This window comes from Natronococcus pandeyae, assembly GCF_008122205.1.
GTDB lineage: Archaea > Halobacteriota > Halobacteria > Halobacteriales > Natrialbaceae > Natronococcus > Natronococcus pandeyae.
In genome coordinates this window covers 187,215-201,829 of record NZ_PHNJ01000004.1, presented here as the reverse complement: position 1 = coordinate 201,829, position 14,615 = coordinate 187,215, and the positions used below count along the sequence as shown (strand labels likewise).

The following is a 14,615-nucleotide window of genomic DNA, read 5'->3' as shown; positions in this document are numbered from 1 at the left end:
TCAGAGATCACCTCGTTTGTACTGCATGTACAGGTACGGGCCGACGACGGCGAGCGCCATCAGGAAGAGGATGGTCGCGACCGCCGCGCCGTAGGCCCACTGGGTCCGCGAGAAGGCCACCCGGAACATCATCACCGCGAGAATGTCCGCGGATCGACCGGGAGTGTCCCCGAACATCACGAAGATGAAGTCGAAAGCCTTCAGCGCGAAGACCATCAGCACGACCGCTGCCGACGTCGTCGCCGTGCTGAGTTGCGGGACGATGACCCGCCAGTACATCTTGAACGAACTCGCGCCGTCGACTTTTGCCGCCTCGTAGTGTTCGTCCGGAATCGCGCGCAGTCCGGCCAGGTAGACGACCATCGCGTAGCCGCTGAACTGCCAGGTGAGCGCGAAGATGATCGCCGCGAGTCTGGTCCGGGGATCGCCGATCCAGTTCATCGTGAGGAAATCGAGGCCGAGTCCGCTGAGGACGACGTTGATCGTCCCCGTGCTCGGATTATACATCCACGACCAGAAGATAGCCGTGACGACGAACGACAACGCCATCGGCAGCAGGTAGATCGTTCGGAACGTGTTCTCGAAGCGGATGTTCTGGTCGACCAGGATCGCGAGCACGAGGCCGATGAGCAGCGAGACCACGGTGAACGCGACCAACAGGACGACCGTGTTCCGAAACGCGGCGACGAACGACGGATCGTTCGGCATCTGCGTGTACATCTCGAGCGAGAGATCCGTGTACACCGGCTGCTCGAGGCCGCTCCAGTCGGTCAGCGAGATGAGCAGGTTCCAGCTGATCGCGCCGTAGACGAACAGCCCCATCAGGAGCGCCGGCGGGAGCCAGAACGGCAGCGCCTGAACGGCGTCGCTGTGGCGCATCTTCGAAAACCGACCGCTCCGCTCCGTCGTCGTTCCGCCGTCCGTCCGCACGCTCCGCTCACCGTTTTGCTCCGTATCGGTACGTCTCCGGCGAATACGGTCGAGTAACCGCCGTATGTCAAAGTCCATGAAACGTTTGCCCGTGTCCTCTAGAAGATTCCGACGAGGTCCTGCGTCGTCTCGTCAGGGTCCCAGTTGTCGGTAAACACGGCGAAGGCTTCCTCGACTTCGCTGGCCTGGGCGGGCTCGAGTCCGCTGCCGTGAGAGACCGACGTAACCTGCTCGTCGGACGCTTCGAAGTCCTCCATCTGATCCTGCAGGAACGGCGGGAACTCGTCCGTCGGGACGTCGGTCCGCGGCGGGATGGACCCCTTGGGCGGGTTGAATCGCTCCTGGGCGTCGACGGTCGAACAGTACTCGACGAACGCCTCGGTCGCCTCGGGCGAGGGGTTGTTCGCCGGCATGACGAACGAGTCCATCACCAGCGTGTAGACGCCGTCAGTTCCTGGGAACGCCGCGTAGTCCCACTCCTCGCCGTACTCGAAGTCCTCGGCACCCTGGTACTCGCCGGCCGCCCAGTCGCCGTTGTGGTGGAACGCCGCGTCGCCGGTGATCACGCCGGCGTTGGCCTCGTCCCACGAGACCGTGCCCGCGTCCTCGTTGAAGTACTCGCTGTACTCCTCGAGGAGCGACAGCGACTCGTTGATCTCCTCTTCGAGATCCGCCGCCTCTCCGTCCAGGAACTGCTGGAACGTATCGACGCCGTGCTGTCCGGTGAAGACGACCTCCCAGAGCTGGAGCGTCCCCCAGGGCTCCTGGGTCTGCTGGGCCAGCCCGACGTAGCCCGCATCGTCGGCCGTCTCGAACGCTTCGAGGAGATCTTCGGGGCTCTCGATGCCGTCGATGTCGACGCCCGCGTCGTCGAGCACCTCGGTGTTGTAGAAGATGTTGTTCAGTCGGTGGATGTTGATCGGTACCGCGACGATTTCACCCTCCGGGCTGGACGCCTCGACGACGCTCTCGAGGTAGGCGTCCTCGGCACCGTCCTCCCAGTGGTCGCCGACGGGCTCGAGCGCGTCGGCGTCGGTGTAGGTCCGAAGCGCCTCCCCGGGCCAGATCTGGAACGTTCCCGGCGGATCCTCGTCCAGGACGCGGGTCTGAACCTCGGTGTCGATCGCCGTTCCAGCTCCACCGGGAGCCGGGTTGGGATTGGCCTCGTAATCCGTTTCCTCCTCGAACCCATCGACCAGCGCGTTGAACGCCTCTTCCTCCCCACCTGCGGTCCACCAGTGGACGATCTCGAGTCCGTCGCCGTCCCCGTTCCCTTCGACGTCCTCGGGATCCTCGTCGTCCACGCACCCTGCGAGAGCCGCGGCTCCCGCTGCGCCGGTCGCCAGTAGATACTGTCGACGTGTGGCTGAGCGTCTATTTGCCATAATCTACCACAGGCTGAGTAGCCGCCCATAATAAAGTTAAGCATCTTTACTCAATGTTGAGTATTTATTGATACACTCGACCGATGAACTAACGACCACGTTGGCCCGTGTCGCGGGTCCTGGCGAAGCGCGCAGCGTCTCGAGACGTCGGATGCGATGGAATCTGCTCCCGGAAGACACAATGCGAGGTACGCACGAGACGACCGTATGGACGACGCACTGCGGTATCCGCTGCGCGGCGAGCACGCCGAGAAGGCGCTGCTGGCCGCATGGATCTGCGTGTTCGTTCACGCGATCGTTCTTCCGTTCGTCGCCCTCGTCCCCCTCGCCGGCTACGCCGCGTCGGTGCTCGCGACGGCGCCGCAATCGGATCCGCCGCCGTTTCTCGACCGTCGCGTCCTGTCCCGAAGCGTCGGGGCGATCGGGCTGGGAGTCGGCTACCTCGCCGTTCCGCTCGCCACCGCGCTGGTGACCGTTCGGCTGCTTCTCGGCACGGGCCGGGCACCGACCGGCGGTGACGCTATCGTCGTTCTCGTCGGTTCGACGGCGGTTCTGTTCGTCCTCGCGGTGGCCGTCTACCTGTTGCCCATCGCCCTCGCGAACTACGCCCGATCGGGATCGATTCGCGCCGGATTCTCTGGTCTCGGAACTGTTGCGGGCCACACCGCCTACTTCGTCGGCTGGTGCTCGGGAATCGTTCTGCTGTTGCTCGGAGTCGCCGTCTCGAGCGCGCTCGTCGACCTCGGCGGTTTCGCGCTCGTCGCTGGCTCGTTCGTCGGTGCGTACGCGACCGTCGCCGCGGCGCGACGAATCGGCCGAGGCTACGCCGCCGCGACGCGGTAACGGCCAGGTACCGAATCGACCGAAACCCGAATGTAGAGCGGCTTACTCTTGCACACACTCTACTCGAAGGCGGTCGGCTCGGCCTCGAGCGCCCGCATCGCGAGCCAGCAGTTCGTCAGCGGGTGGTAGCCCGGTTCGACCGCCGGACCGTGATTCGGCCCGTCGCGCTCGTGCTCTCGAGTCAGTCGCTCGTACCAGTTTCCGTACCGGGGATTGCGCAGGTGCTCGAGCGAGTACTCCCAGAGCCGGTCGTACCACGAGCCGTAGCTCTCGTCGTGGCGACTCAGCAGCGCGCTGGCACCGATGGCCTCCGTGTGGACCCAGCCGTACTTGTCGGCGACGATCGGCTCCCCGTCGGCGTCGACCGTGTAGTAGAGCCCACCGTGCTCGTCGTCCCAGCCGAGTTCGACGGCCGCGTCGAACAGGTCGCGGGCTCGCTCGAGCAGCCACTCCTCCGATCGATGATCGGCGAGTACGGCGAGCAGTTTCGCCCACTCGGCGTGGTGGCCGGGCTGGTATCCCGGCGGACGGAACTGGTGGCGCGGGCTGTCCTCGTTGTAGGAGAGATCCGGCTCCCACTCCGCTGTGTAGTGTTCCCAGAGGAGGCCGTCGGTCGCCGCCGTGACCTCGCGGGTGAATCGGTCGGCGATGGTATAGGATCGCTCGAGATACCGCTCGTCGCCGGTGGCCTCGTACGCCGCGAGCAGGGCCTCGCAGGCGTGCATGTTGGCGTTCTGTCCGCGGTAGGCTGACAGCTCCCAGTCCGGGGTGGCCTGGTCCGCGTACAGTTCGTGATCCGGTTCCCAGAAGCGTTCCTCGAGGACGTCGAACGCGCGCTCGAGTTCCGCACGCCCACCGGGAATCCCGGCCTGCGTGGCCCGCGCTCCCGCGAGCAGGACGAACGCGTGCCCGTAGCAGTGTCGCGTCCGGTCTCTCGTCTGACGCCCCTCGAGCAGCCAGTCGTACCCCTCGCGGTCGTCGTCCCAGTGTTCGTTCGACAGAAAGCGCAGGCCGTGTTCGGCGGCGTACCGACACCAGTCGGGGCCGTCGGCGAGAACGCCCAGGCTGAAGTTGTGGACGCCCCGCGCCGTCGCGACGAGGTGTTTCGTTCGCGCGTCGTAGACGTGGCCGTCGCGTTCGTCGAGTTGCGCGACGTAGCCGCCGACGGCGGTGTCGATACAGTCCGGGTAGTAGAAGTTCAGGACGTCTCGGAACTGGTGACGAAGTCCCGCTCGAGTCCGGTAGATCGTCATGCGAACCGGTACCGAGTGCGATCACATAGTGATTCTGGGTGGGCGAGTACGGCTCCCCGGGGTCGGCGCCAGCGCGCGTCGAACATCCTCCGACTTTTTCCGGTCGGAAGCGGTGGCCACGGTATGGAGTTTGGCATTCTCAGCACGGCAGGAATCGCCCGGAAGTCGGTGCTCCCTGCGATTCGAGCGAGCGAGCACGACGTTGGCGCGATAGCTTCTCGGGACGGCGACCGGGCTCGGGCCCTCGCGGACGAGTTCGACGTCCCCCGAAGCTACGATTCGTACGACGACCTCCTGGGCGATTCGCAACTCGACGCGGTTTACGTCCCGGTCCCGAACGCGCTTCACGCCGAGTGGACGAAACGAGCGGCCGACGCGGGCGTAGATATCCTCTGCGAGAAGCCGCTGGCGGTCGACGCGGACGAGGCTCGCGACGTCGCCGCGTACTGCGAGGAGCGAGACGCGACGCTCATGGAGGCGTTCATGTACCGCTACCACCCTCGAACCGAACGCGCGATCGAACTCGCACGCGAGGGACTGGACGACGTTCGATCGGTCTCCGCCTCGTTCAAATTCGCGCTGTACGGCGATCCGGAGAACGTCCGCCTCGACGAAGCCCTCGCCGGCGGATCGCTGATGGACGTGGGCTGCTACGCCGTTTCGGCTGCGCGCCAGTTCCTCGGAGAGCCGGACCGAGCGTACGCCCACACCCACGACTCGCGGAACGCTGGCGTCGACACGGAGCTCGCGGGTATTCTCGAGTACGACGACGGCTCGTCCGCCCGGATCGCTTCGGGCCTCGACACCCCGAAGGTGCAGCGGTACCGCGTCGAGGGACCCAACGGCTGGATCGAGGTCGAGGACGCCTTCGACGCGCCGCTCGAGGAGCCACTCGAACTGGAGTACCGGATCGGCGGTCGGCACGCCGTCGAGACCTTCGATCCCGTCGACCACTACCGGCTGGAGGTCGAGCACTTCGCTCGCTGCGTCGAGGAGGGCGTTCGACCGCGAACCGACGCCGAGGAAGCGATCGCGAACATGCGAGTGATCGACGCGCTGTCCGAGAGCGCCGAGCGCGGCGAGCCGACGGAGCTCTGAGTACCGCTCGCTCGATCTGACGTCGGTTCAGCACCTTCGCGAACGGGTCGAACGTCGGCGGAAAAGTCTACGACGCCTCGAGAAGCAGCGACTCACAGAGGGCGTCGGGCCCCTCGCTCTCGAGCAGCCGGCGCTGTCTCTCGGCACCGCTCTCGCCCTCGTAGACGCGCTTGATGCCGTCGATCCCCAGTCGCTCGCACTCGCGGTCGACGAGTTCGCCGAGGTCGACGGTGCCCTCGAGATCGCGGTCGATAAACGCGACGTCACGACCGTGGCGGATCGCGCGCCACTTGTTTTCGTCGAGTAGCTCCCGCCGGTGTCGGTGGCCTGGCGTCCCGTCCTCGTACTCCTCGGCGAGCGTCTCGACGAGCGCGTGGGCGTACTCGACGAACGCCATTACGACGTCGGGATCGGCCTGTCCGTCCGGTGTGCGGAGTTCGACCGTGCCGTGAGCCGTGTGCGGGCGCACGTCGTACCAGAGTTCGCCGCGGTCCTCGATCGCCTTCGTCTCGAGCATCCGTCGCTCGAACCGATCGAAGGCGTCGAAATCCTCGAACGCGGTCGGCATCCCCGTGTTCGGCAGCCCCTCGAAGATCTTCGCGCGCGCGGACTGGAGCCCGGTGTCGAACCCGTTCCAGTAGGGCGAATTTGCCGACAGTGCGAGCATGACCGGCATGAACCAGCGCAGTTCGTTGGCGATCCAGACCGCCTTATCGGCGTCGTCGACGCCGACGTGGACGTGGACGCCGGCGGTCGTGTTGCGGTGCTGTGGATACTGGATCCGGTCGAGTTGGGAGCGGTAGCGAGGCTTCTCGGCGTGCTCGAGTTCGCGCCACTTCGCCAGCGGGTGCAGGCCCGCCGCCGCGATGTCGTAGCCGTGACGGGTGGCATACTCGACTAAGGCCCGGCGGACCTCGAGCAACCGCTCGCGGGCGTCGCCGGGCGTTTCGATCAGGGGTGTCTGGGTCTCGATGACGCACTTGAACAGTTCGTGATCGAGCCGATCCGCGAGGATCTCCGGCGGCTCGTGTTCGTAGACGAGTTCGTCGGTGCCGCTCGTCGGGCGGCCGCGCTCGTCGACGACGTAGAACTCCTCCTCGATCCCCAGTGTGCCCATGCGCGTGAACGATTCCGGCGACCCGCGTTCCATCGGTTCTCCGTTTCGGCCCCGGTAGTAAATACGGTTTGGAGTCGGCTCGAGCCGCCGGCTTCGTCGCCGAAACCGGACTCAGTCGGCCGCAGCCGGCTGTTCAGCCCCGAGCATCGCCCGCAGGTCGCGCTCGGGCTCGTCGATCGGCCGCAAGCCGAACTCCTCGTGGAGCAGGTCGACGTTCTCGGCGGTGAGGAACTCCGGCACCGTCGGACCGATCCGGATGTCCTCGACGCCGAGGTTGAGCAGGCCGAGCAGGACGGCGATCGCCTTCTGCTCGAACCACGAGAGCACGACGGAGAGCGGCAGGTCGTTGACGCCGCAGTCGAACGCGTCGGCGAGTTCGGCCGCGATCTTCACCGTCGAAATCGAGTTGTTACACTGCCCCAGGTCGATGTACCGCGGGATCTCGGTGCCGGGAACCGTCCCCATCTCGAGGTCGTTGAACCGGAACTTGCCACACGAGGTCGTGAGGACGACGCAGTCCTCGGGAATCTGGCGGACCAGTTCGCGGTAGTAATCCCGTCCCGGCGTGGGGCCGTCACAGCCCGCGACGACGAAGAAGCGCCGGAGTTTGCCGGACTCGACCGCGTCGACGATTTCGTCGAGTTGGTCGAGTACGGGCTCGTGGTGGAAGCCGGTCGTGACGGTCTCGTCGCTCGCCCAGTCGGCCGCCGGCAGCGCCTTCGCCTTCTCGATCACCGGGCCGAACTCGTAGTCGTCGATCGAGTCGACGCCCTCGAGGCCCGTCAGTCCCGTCGTGAAGAAGCGGTCGCGGTACTCGTCTTTCGGTGGCTGGACGCAGTTCGTCGTGCCGACGATCGCGCCCGGGAACTCCGCGAAGAGGAGGCGCTGGTCGTGCCACGCGCCGCCGACGTTCCCCTCGAGGTGGTCGAATTTCGCGAGTTCGGGGTAGCCGTGGGCGGGGAGCATCTCCGAGTGGGTGTAGACGGAGATCGGCTCGTCTTCGGTCTGCTCGAGCAGTTCTTTCAGCCCGTAGAGATCGTGGCCCGTGACCAGGATCGCCTTCCCGTCGACCTCGTTTTGCGGCACCTCGGTTGGCTCGGGGACGCCGAGTTCGGTCGTGTGCGCCTCGTCGAGCAGTTCCATCACGTCGACGGCCGCCCCGCCGGCTCGCATCGCGAGGTCGACGTGATCCTCGACGCTGAAGTTGACGTTCGTCAGCGTCGAGTACAGCGCCTCGTGGACGACGGCGTCGACCTCGGGGTCGCGGTAGCCCATGTCTCGAGCGTGGGTCGCGTACGCCGAGATGCCCTTGAGCCCGTAGACAACGAGTTCCTGGAGCCCGTTGATCTCGGGTTCCTTGCCGCAGACGCCGCGGACCGTACAGCCGCCGTCGGGAGTCTGCTCACACTGGTTGCAATCCATGTTCGTCACTCGAACCGACAGCAGAATAAGGGCCACAGCAATTCCCACGGCGTCGTAATTGGTCCAAAGACGTTCGCTCCATAGTTTATACGACCGCGACGAGCCGAACGTCCTCGGATGAACAGTCGTTAGCGCGGCCGCGCGACGATCCCAAGGTGGTCCGTGTGGTACTCGTCGAGGCGTTGCGTCTCGAGCAACTCGTACCCCTCCGCCAACTCCTCGCGAACGTCGTCGAACACGTCGTTCGGATCGCGCGTCACGTCCTCGCTCCTGGCCTTGACGGCGAGCAGGAGTCGGCCGTCCTCGGCGAGGAAGCGCCGGTTCTCGAGGGCGACGCGGGCCTGTCCGCGGGTCGCGACGTCCTGGACGATCACGTCGACGTCGGACTCGACGACGTGGGCGTAGGTTTCCGGCTTTCGCGCGTCCTTGAGCAGCGGGAAGAGCCGCGGTCGGGTGTCGACCGCCTCGAGCAGGTCCCGCACGGGACGGGCCGCGAACTCGACGGCGTAGGTCGGGCCGGCGAAGTCGGCGACGTGGCTCACCGTCGTCCCGCTGGCGGCGCCGAGGTAGAGTACGGTCTCCTCGTCGCCGCCCTCGAGTCCGGTATCCATCTCGAGGTCGAGCATCGCACCGAGCTTCGACCGGGTGGGGTTCCAGGCGCGCCACTCCCCCTCGGTCGGTTCGCCGTACACCGACTCTCCGCGCGTCGCGAGGCGGGTCGTTCCGTCGAACTCGCGGCGTTCGACGCCGGCGGGCAGTTCTCGGTCACTCATCGGCGTCACCCCCGGTCTCGTCGGCGTCGTCGTCGACCGTCCGGGACTGGATCGTCTCGATGCGCTCGGTCAGTTCGGCCTCGAGTTCGGGCTTGCGCTCGCCCGAATAGTGATCGACGCGAGCCCCGATAGAAAGCTTGCCAGCGAGTGCGCGAGCCGCCGACCCCCGGTTCTCGGGGTGGGTTCCGCGCACCGCGTCGTGCGTGTAGATGATGCCGTGCTTCGGCGAGGGGGCGTGTCCCCGCAGGTGGGCGAACAGAGCGTCTTCGGCGCCCAGCACCTGGACCGTGCCGCTCGGCTTCTTCGCCAGGTTCTCGAGACCGCCCGCAAGCGAGATCAGTCTGGCCCCGAGCACCGGTCCGGCGAGGGCGGCGAGGTTCGGCGCGACGGTCGGCGTCTCCCGTTCGACGTACTCCCGGAGTTCCTCGGCCTCCTCGGCGAGCGAGACGACGCGCTCGGCCAGCGAGCGGACGCGAGGGTGATCGACCTCGCGATCGGTCTCGGTTACCAGCTCTCGAGCGTAGGCGACGCCGGTTCCCGCCTCGGGATCGATCGTGCCGCCCCACTCGGCCAGCCGCTCGGCGAGTTCGTTCGCCGTCCGATGACAGTCGTCCATCGCCCGGATCGCGTGGACGAGCTGGCGGTCGTCGGCCCGTTCTCGCCGTTCGACGGCGGCGCGAGTCGCGGCCGTCGTCGCCTCGTGAAGCCGATCGTAGTACTCGTCCTCGTCGCTCGCGAATCCCGCCTCGAGCGCACGGCTCGGCCAGTCCGCCGGCTCCGAAGCCGTCCCCTCGGCGATCGCGGTAGCGCCGGCCTTGAGATCGTCGGGCTCGAGTCCCGCGAACCAGCCCGTGTCCGCGGCTGAATCCTCTGTCATACGTTGCTCTTGCATCTCGCGGCCGTAAGTCGTTCCCGATCCGGTGGCGAACCAGCGGGCGCGCGGGTCGGCTACCGATCCGGGCTGACGATGTCGTCGAGGTTGTCGATCGTGACGTCGTGGCCCTCGCTTTCACCCGGCAGAATGTCCCCGAGCGCGGCGCCGAAGGCGCCGGCCGTCCAGATGACCGTGATTCGCGCGAACGCCTCCGCGGTCGTCGGCCCCTCCTCGAAGATCCGGCCCCACATGACCATCAGTCCGGCCGCGGTGAGAAACGAGATCCCCAGTACGCCGACCAACCGCCGGGGAACGAAGCCGAACAGCGGTTTCGTCACGCCCACCTTCCGAATATCGGTCCAGTAAATCAGGCTGGTCGTAAGCAGAAGGATAAAGAAGATGTTCGAGAGCAGAAAGATCGGCACCCCCGAGACGGTGAACGCCACGAAGTGCTCGGCGATCTCGAAGACGCCGTCCTCGACGAGCAGCGGAAGTGCGAGAAGGATGCTTCCCACGAACGCTTCCGCCATATCGCGGGCGGTGTACTTTCTGATCCCGTTTTCGACAGCGTCCAGGCCAGGGATGCGACGAGCCACGTGCATCGTCTTCTGAACCTGCTCGCGCTCGGCCGGATCGTCGACGAGTCCCTCGAGTTCCTCGAGGTGCTCGAGCAAGTGATCGACGTCGGGGTCGGACGGACGGTCGTCCCACTCGAGAGGTGGGTCGTCGTTCTCGGTTCGCGAGTTCGTACTGGACATCCAGCAACGATATCCGCGACCGACGGGAAAAACACGTCGACTGCGCTCGAGGAGAAGAGGGGGCGGCGCGGTCGGTTCAGACCCCGAAGGTGGCCCGCAGCATGTCGCGGGTGCCCGGTCCGAGGCCGACGGCGACGACGGCGATCATGAGCAGGTAGGCGAACCGGGGGCTCTCGTCGAATATCTCGTCGTTGAAGAGCGCGATCACGACGACCGCGGCGCCGAGTTTCACGAACAGGAACGGCCAGGCGGCGCCGGTAACGCTGACGATGCTCTCGGGGAGAAGCGCGCCGGTGTAGTCGACGATTGCGGCGTTGATCGGATGTTTCGGGACGAGGTTACGCGGGAGACCGAAGACGGTCGCCCAGTCGAGGCCGATGACGTTCGCGACCCCGTCGACGGCGTGGGCCCAGATGACGACGGCCCCCATGAACCGGGTGCCACTGTTGATCTCCGGAGCCAGTTTCTCGATCGCGAACCAGGTGACCGCGGTCGCGATCGTCGCGCCGACGAGCGTCGTCGCCAGCAGGCTCCCGTAGAACGACGCGTACGGCTCCGCGTACGCGAGGTAGCCGAGATAGCCGACCGTGATCGTCAGTGCGGCGGTCCCGATGCCGAACAGCGGATACTCGTATCCCGAGACGTAGTCGTTTCTGTCGAGCCAGACGGACGATACGACCGCGGCGAGGGCGATCAGGAAGACCGTGAAGTAGATCAGCGGGCTGATGAGGAAGCCCGACCACGGGAGCTGGATCGCCAGTTCGCCGGTTTCGCGGTAGGCCGCGACGTTCGCGTCCTCGACGACGCGCAGGGCTCCGCCGAACAGCATGAACGGGAACAGGCCGTAAAAGCCGGCGCGGTAGCGCTCGATCTCGAGCCACTCGATGATGAACCCGATCCCGATCAACAACAACAGCAGCGTCGGGATGTAGCCGGCGTAGGAGACGAACGTGTACCCTGGTTCGGCGGTCGGTCCGGCGTCAGCCGGTGCGTCGCCACACGGGACCTCGGCGCCACCAGCCCACGCGACGCAGTTCCAGCCGTGGGCGTCGGCGACGACCGGTCCCCAGTAGTACTGCCAGATGAGATCGACGTACACCCGCTGTGGAAACAGCAGCGCCAGGGCTGCGACGCCGACAGCGAGAGTCACGACGGTTGCGGCCCAGACTCGCTGGGCCCCGTACCGTTCGATGTACTCGTCCATACCCGATATCCGTTGGAGCGACCGCTTACCGTTTCCGGTTTTCAGTCCGAGAAAATGCGGCCCTGTACGTCGATCCTTACGCGTCGATCCTGCGAGCGGCCTCGAGCAGTTCGTCGTGGATCTCGCCGTTCGAGGCGACCAGTCCGGTGCTGTCGTGGCGCCAGCGGTCGCCCTCGAGATCCGTGACTCGCCCGCCGGCTTCCCGGACGAGATGGACGCCGGCGACGGTATCCCACGGGTTCGCCTGCAGGTTCGTCGTGATCCCCTCGAGAGCTCCCGAGGCGACCATCGCGAGTCCGAGCTGGGCGCAGCCAAACCGGCGCATGTCGCCGAAGCGGGTGACGATCTCTCGGTTCGCAGCGGCGTACTGGTCGCGGTGGTCGAAGTCCCACCAGATCGTCGGCGAGACGGTCGCCGCCTCGGGATCGTCGCAGTCGCTGACCGAGATCGGCTCGTCGTTCCGGACGACGCCGTCGGGACCGCTCAGGTAGCTGTCCGAGAGGGCCGGGCAGATCGTCGCGGCGCCGACCGGTTCGCCGTCGACGACCGCCGCGACGGCGGTCCCGAACGAGCGGATCCCCCTGACGAAGTTGTTCGTGCCGTCGATCGGATCGACGATCCACGCCGGACCCGAGTCCGGGACCTCCTTCAGTTCGTCCTCTTCTTCGCCGACGATGGGGTCGTCCGGAAACTCCTCTCGGACGACGTCGATCACGGCCACCTGGGCGTCGCGATCCGCCTGCGTGACGACGTCGGTCTTGCCGTCTTTCTGTTCGACCTCGAGCGTCGTGCGAAACGCGTCGCCGGCGATCGCTGCGCCCGCTCTGGCCGCACGAGCGGCGACCTCGGCTCGGCGAGCGGCCTCGTCGGAATCACTCATTGCCCAGTCTGAGGGGGCCGGCGTGAAAAGGTATCACGTTTCGTGATGACCGTCGTCCAGGTCGACGATCGCACGAGTTCGGCGCCGTGGCTCGAGAGTCGTCGTTTCGGAGAAGTTTGCAAGGGCAAGAGGTGCTCTCTTGCCGCACTGGTTGCCAGTGCGAGGGGAGGGAATCGAATCGATATTGACAGATTAGTTTTATTTCTATATTTATGAAGGTCTATCAGAGATACATTTTAATTATTGTTGAGGCCCATGATGGGTATGGTCAGACACAGCCACCAAGACGCCGTCTCTGAATCCGAGTTTGACCAACTCGTGAAAGCGACTGACGAACTCGAGAAGCCATACGACGCCGAGTGTCTTTTTATTCTCGTTGCAGCGGGTCGGCTTGGGCTGCGTGCAGGCGAAATCGTACACCTTCGCGAGGGGTGGGTTGATTGGAATACGAAGCAGATCCACATTCCGCGGTTCGATCCGTGCGATCACGGTAATAACGGATCGGTTTGCGGGTACTGTAGGAGCCAAGCACAACTCGCTGTTGAAAATGGAACGTACGAAACACTCGAAGAAGCGCTCAATAATTGCTGGGAGCCCAAATGCGAGAATTCGGCGAGAATAGTCCCGTTCGACTTCGATCTGTTTGTCGAGTCTGTTATAGAGAAATTCTTCGCTGATCGTGACCGATACCCACACTCGCGTGCATCCGTCAATCGGCGTGTCGATCGGGTCCTCGAGGCTGCTGGTTTCCCGTCTGAGTGCTGCTATCCACATTCGCTAAGGGCGACTGCGGCGAGCTGGCACGCATATCGTGGATTACCAGCACCGGCACTCCAATCCCTCTTTGGGTGGTCGAACATCCAGTCTGCGCAAAAGTATATTCGGCTCTCTGGCGGCCCAACAGCAAAGGCGCTAAAAGAAACCCACTCAGATTAAATTCGATCAGTAGGTTGTCGTCGTTTAGTATTAGGAATTCCCCCATAGCAGGACGATTATAAATAATACTACAGGAATCAGATATCCTGCCGAGAAGCCGGTTGAATTGCTCTGTGCCGGGACTGCGGCTCCCCCCATCGGAGCATCTACGGATTCGTTGGCTGGTTCTGTGGACCCATTGATAAATTCTGCTGAGCGATTGTATACCTCTGTAGATTTATTGAAATCGCCTACCGATTCGTAGAAAGTCTCTGGGTCAATATTAATCTCAACATCGTACTCGAGGTCGTTGGCAGTAGCCCGGAGATGTTCGAGTTCACCAACGACGAATTCGACTCTATCTTCCGAAGCCAAACCATACGGCACGGCACGGAGTGCCCAATGAAGCTCGCTCATCGCGAGAGCGATACAGCCGTTGCACCCGTGATTGGCATACCGGAGAAACGTGCGGTTCGATACGAATCGCGTGCCGTTCCACGCCATCTGATAAGGGGCAGTGGATTGCCAGAGTGCGACTTCTAATCCGAACGCTAAGGTGGCATAGAGAAAACTCTCGATGTCGTCTGAATCCGGATCGTCTTCGATTGCGCATGCTCCCGCTTGGAGGTTATTGAGGCTCCCGACGAGCGGTGTGAACCTGGTTAGTCTGTCTACTTCGTTTCCTATTTCCTGAACCTGAGATTCGGTAATTGCAGTCGTGATGTTGTGCTCGTTAAGAATACGAATCCCAAATTGGACTCGCCGGATGTGGTGGTTTATCCGATCGACCTCAGTAACGATCTCGTCTGTCGTTTCGTCGGACACTCTCTCCTCGACACAGAGTGCGTCAGCACATTCAGCGATAACCTGCTTGCGGTCCGTTCGGTCCACTTTACGAAAACTGTCGAAGTAGATCTCAGCTATAGAATCCTGGGAAGAGGCTTCGGCGGTTGACGCAGACCCGACTGCTGCAACGGGTGCTGCGCCTACAGAACGCATGAAATGACGTCGGCCTATCGACTGCTCTTCTGTCCCCATATACTGAAAGTCTGTTTAGTTGTTATAACTGAAGAAACAAGAATCTATGCTTCGAATAGATGGAGGAATCGTCTCGCTATCGATTGTTCAGAGGTTTCAGAGAGGGAAACACGTTCCGGCGAAAA

General features: G+C 64.2%; 14 protein-coding genes. 3 read left to right on the top strand and 11 right to left on the bottom strand.

From position 1 onward, the window contains the following. Window positions 1–1,008 (bottom strand): carbohydrate ABC transporter permease, encoded by a 1,008-nt coding sequence (locus CV102_RS09885; RefSeq protein WP_148857832.1) that lies wholly within the window; start codon window positions 1,006–1,008, stop codon window positions 1–3. 20 nt (window positions 1,009–1,028) lie between these two features. Next, window positions 1,029–2,315, bottom strand: a complete 1,287-nt coding sequence (locus CV102_RS09880) for an ABC transporter substrate-binding protein (RefSeq protein ID WP_148857831.1) — start codon at window positions 2,313–2,315, stop codon at window positions 1,029–1,031. Window positions 2,316–2,522: 207 nt separating this feature from the next. Between CV102_RS09880 and CV102_RS09875 the strand changes: the two genes are divergently transcribed. After that, window positions 2,523–3,158 carry a DUF4013 domain-containing protein gene (locus CV102_RS09875; protein ID WP_187432915.1) on the top strand — a complete coding sequence of 212 codons (636 nt, stop codon included), beginning with the start codon at window positions 2,523–2,525 and terminating at the stop codon, window positions 3,156–3,158. Between the two features lie 59 nt (window positions 3,159–3,217). Here CV102_RS09875 and CV102_RS09870 read toward each other — a convergent pair whose 3' ends face one another. Next, window positions 3,218–4,411 (bottom strand): AGE family epimerase/isomerase, encoded by a 1,194-nt coding sequence (locus CV102_RS09870; RefSeq protein ID WP_148857829.1) that lies wholly within the window; start codon window positions 4,409–4,411, stop codon window positions 3,218–3,220. 123 nt (window positions 4,412–4,534) lie between these two features. Here CV102_RS09870 and CV102_RS09865 point away from each other — a divergent pair, with 123 nt between their 5' ends. Continuing rightward, window positions 4,535–5,509: a Gfo/Idh/MocA family protein gene (locus CV102_RS09865; RefSeq protein WP_148857828.1), complete on the top strand. Its 975-nt coding sequence runs from the start codon at window positions 4,535–4,537 to the stop codon at window positions 5,507–5,509. A gap of 67 nt (window positions 5,510–5,576) precedes the next feature. Here CV102_RS09865 and CV102_RS09860 read toward each other — a convergent pair whose 3' ends face one another. The 7 genes from CV102_RS09860 to CV102_RS09830 all read right to left on the bottom strand — a co-directional run bounded on the left by CV102_RS09860 (window position 5,577) and on the right by CV102_RS09830 (window position 12,537). Beyond that, window positions 5,577–6,659, bottom strand: coding sequence for a glutamate--cysteine ligase (locus CV102_RS09860; RefSeq protein ID WP_148857827.1), 1,083 nt, complete (start codon window positions 6,657–6,659; stop codon window positions 5,577–5,579). A gap of 78 nt (window positions 6,660–6,737) precedes the next feature. Further along, entirely contained in the window at window positions 6,738–8,048 is a 1,311-nt protein-coding gene (hcp, locus tag CV102_RS09855) for a hydroxylamine reductase (RefSeq protein ID WP_148857826.1), read from the bottom strand. Window positions 8,049–8,176: 128 nt separating this feature from the next. Continuing rightward, on the bottom strand, window positions 8,177–8,821 hold the full coding sequence (locus tag CV102_RS09850; protein ID WP_148857825.1) for a fibrillarin-like rRNA/tRNA 2'-O-methyltransferase: 645 nt from the start codon (window positions 8,819–8,821) through the stop codon (window positions 8,177–8,179). Beyond that, window positions 8,814–9,698 carry an NOP5/NOP56 family protein gene (locus tag CV102_RS09845; protein WP_148857824.1) on the bottom strand — a complete coding sequence of 295 codons (885 nt, stop codon included), beginning with the start codon at window positions 9,696–9,698 and terminating at the stop codon, window positions 8,814–8,816. Before CV102_RS09845 ends, CV102_RS09850 begins: the two co-directional genes overlap by 8 nt. A gap of 71 nt (window positions 9,699–9,769) precedes the next feature. After that, on the bottom strand, window positions 9,770–10,453 hold the full coding sequence (locus CV102_RS09840) for a DUF2391 domain-containing protein (protein WP_148857823.1): 684 nt from the start codon (window positions 10,451–10,453) through the stop codon (window positions 9,770–9,772). Between the two features lie 76 nt (window positions 10,454–10,529). After that, entirely contained in the window at window positions 10,530–11,657 is a 1,128-nt protein-coding gene (locus CV102_RS09835) for a DUF63 family protein (protein WP_148857822.1), read from the bottom strand. A 76-nt stretch (window positions 11,658–11,733) separates the two neighbouring features. After that, complete coding sequence (locus tag CV102_RS09830; protein WP_148857821.1) at window positions 11,734–12,537, bottom strand: inositol monophosphatase family protein; 804 nt, start codon at window positions 12,535–12,537, stop codon at window positions 11,734–11,736. 255 nt (window positions 12,538–12,792) lie between these two features. On the opposite strand from CV102_RS09830, the gene CV102_RS27210 reads away from it, so the two are divergent. Beyond that, the gene (locus CV102_RS27210) at window positions 12,793–13,473 is read left to right on the top strand and encodes a site-specific integrase (protein WP_148857820.1); all 681 of its coding nucleotides are present in this window, start codon (window positions 12,793–12,795) and stop codon (window positions 13,471–13,473) included. 30 nt (window positions 13,474–13,503) lie between these two features. On the opposite strand, the gene CV102_RS09820 is transcribed toward CV102_RS27210, so the two are convergent. Beyond that, complete coding sequence (locus tag CV102_RS09820; protein WP_148857819.1) at window positions 13,504–14,490, bottom strand: hypothetical protein; 987 nt, start codon at window positions 14,488–14,490, stop codon at window positions 13,504–13,506. Window positions 14,491–14,615: the final 125 nt, after the last annotated feature.

Bases quoted from the DNA above. Each gene is read 5' to 3' on its own strand.
- CV102_RS09885 (WP_148857832.1), bottom strand. From the start codon at position 1,008: ATGGACTTTGACATACGGCGGTTACTCGACCGTATTCGCCGGAGACGT.
- CV102_RS09880 (WP_148857831.1), bottom strand. From the start codon at position 2,315: ATGGCAAATAGACGCTCAGCCACACGTCGACAGTATCTACTGGCGACC.
- CV102_RS09875 (WP_187432915.1), top strand. From the start codon at position 2,523: ATGGACGACGCACTGCGGTATCCGCTGCGCGGCGAGCACGCCGAGAAG.
- CV102_RS09870 (WP_148857829.1), bottom strand. From the start codon at position 4,411: ATGACGATCTACCGGACTCGAGCGGGACTTCGTCACCAGTTCCGAGAC.
- CV102_RS09865 (WP_148857828.1), top strand. From the start codon at position 4,535: ATGGAGTTTGGCATTCTCAGCACGGCAGGAATCGCCCGGAAGTCGGTG.
- CV102_RS09860 (WP_148857827.1), bottom strand. From the start codon at position 6,659: ATGGAACGCGGGTCGCCGGAATCGTTCACGCGCATGGGCACACTGGGG.
- hcp (WP_148857826.1), bottom strand. From the start codon at position 8,048: ATGGATTGCAACCAGTGTGAGCAGACTCCCGACGGCGGCTGTACGGTC.
- CV102_RS09850 (WP_148857825.1), bottom strand. From the start codon at position 8,821: ATGAGTGACCGAGAACTGCCCGCCGGCGTCGAACGCCGCGAGTTCGAC.
- CV102_RS09845 (WP_148857824.1), bottom strand. From the start codon at position 9,698: ATGACAGAGGATTCAGCCGCGGACACGGGCTGGTTCGCGGGACTCGAG.
- CV102_RS09840 (WP_148857823.1), bottom strand. From the start codon at position 10,453: ATGTCCAGTACGAACTCGCGAACCGAGAACGACGACCCACCTCTCGAG.
- CV102_RS09835 (WP_148857822.1), bottom strand. From the start codon at position 11,657: ATGGACGAGTACATCGAACGGTACGGGGCCCAGCGAGTCTGGGCCGCA.
- CV102_RS09830 (WP_148857821.1), bottom strand. From the start codon at position 12,537: ATGAGTGATTCCGACGAGGCCGCTCGCCGAGCCGAGGTCGCCGCTCGT.
- CV102_RS27210 (WP_148857820.1), top strand. From the start codon at position 12,793: ATGATGGGTATGGTCAGACACAGCCACCAAGACGCCGTCTCTGAATCC.
- CV102_RS09820 (WP_148857819.1), bottom strand. From the start codon at position 14,490: ATGGGGACAGAAGAGCAGTCGATAGGCCGACGTCATTTCATGCGTTCT.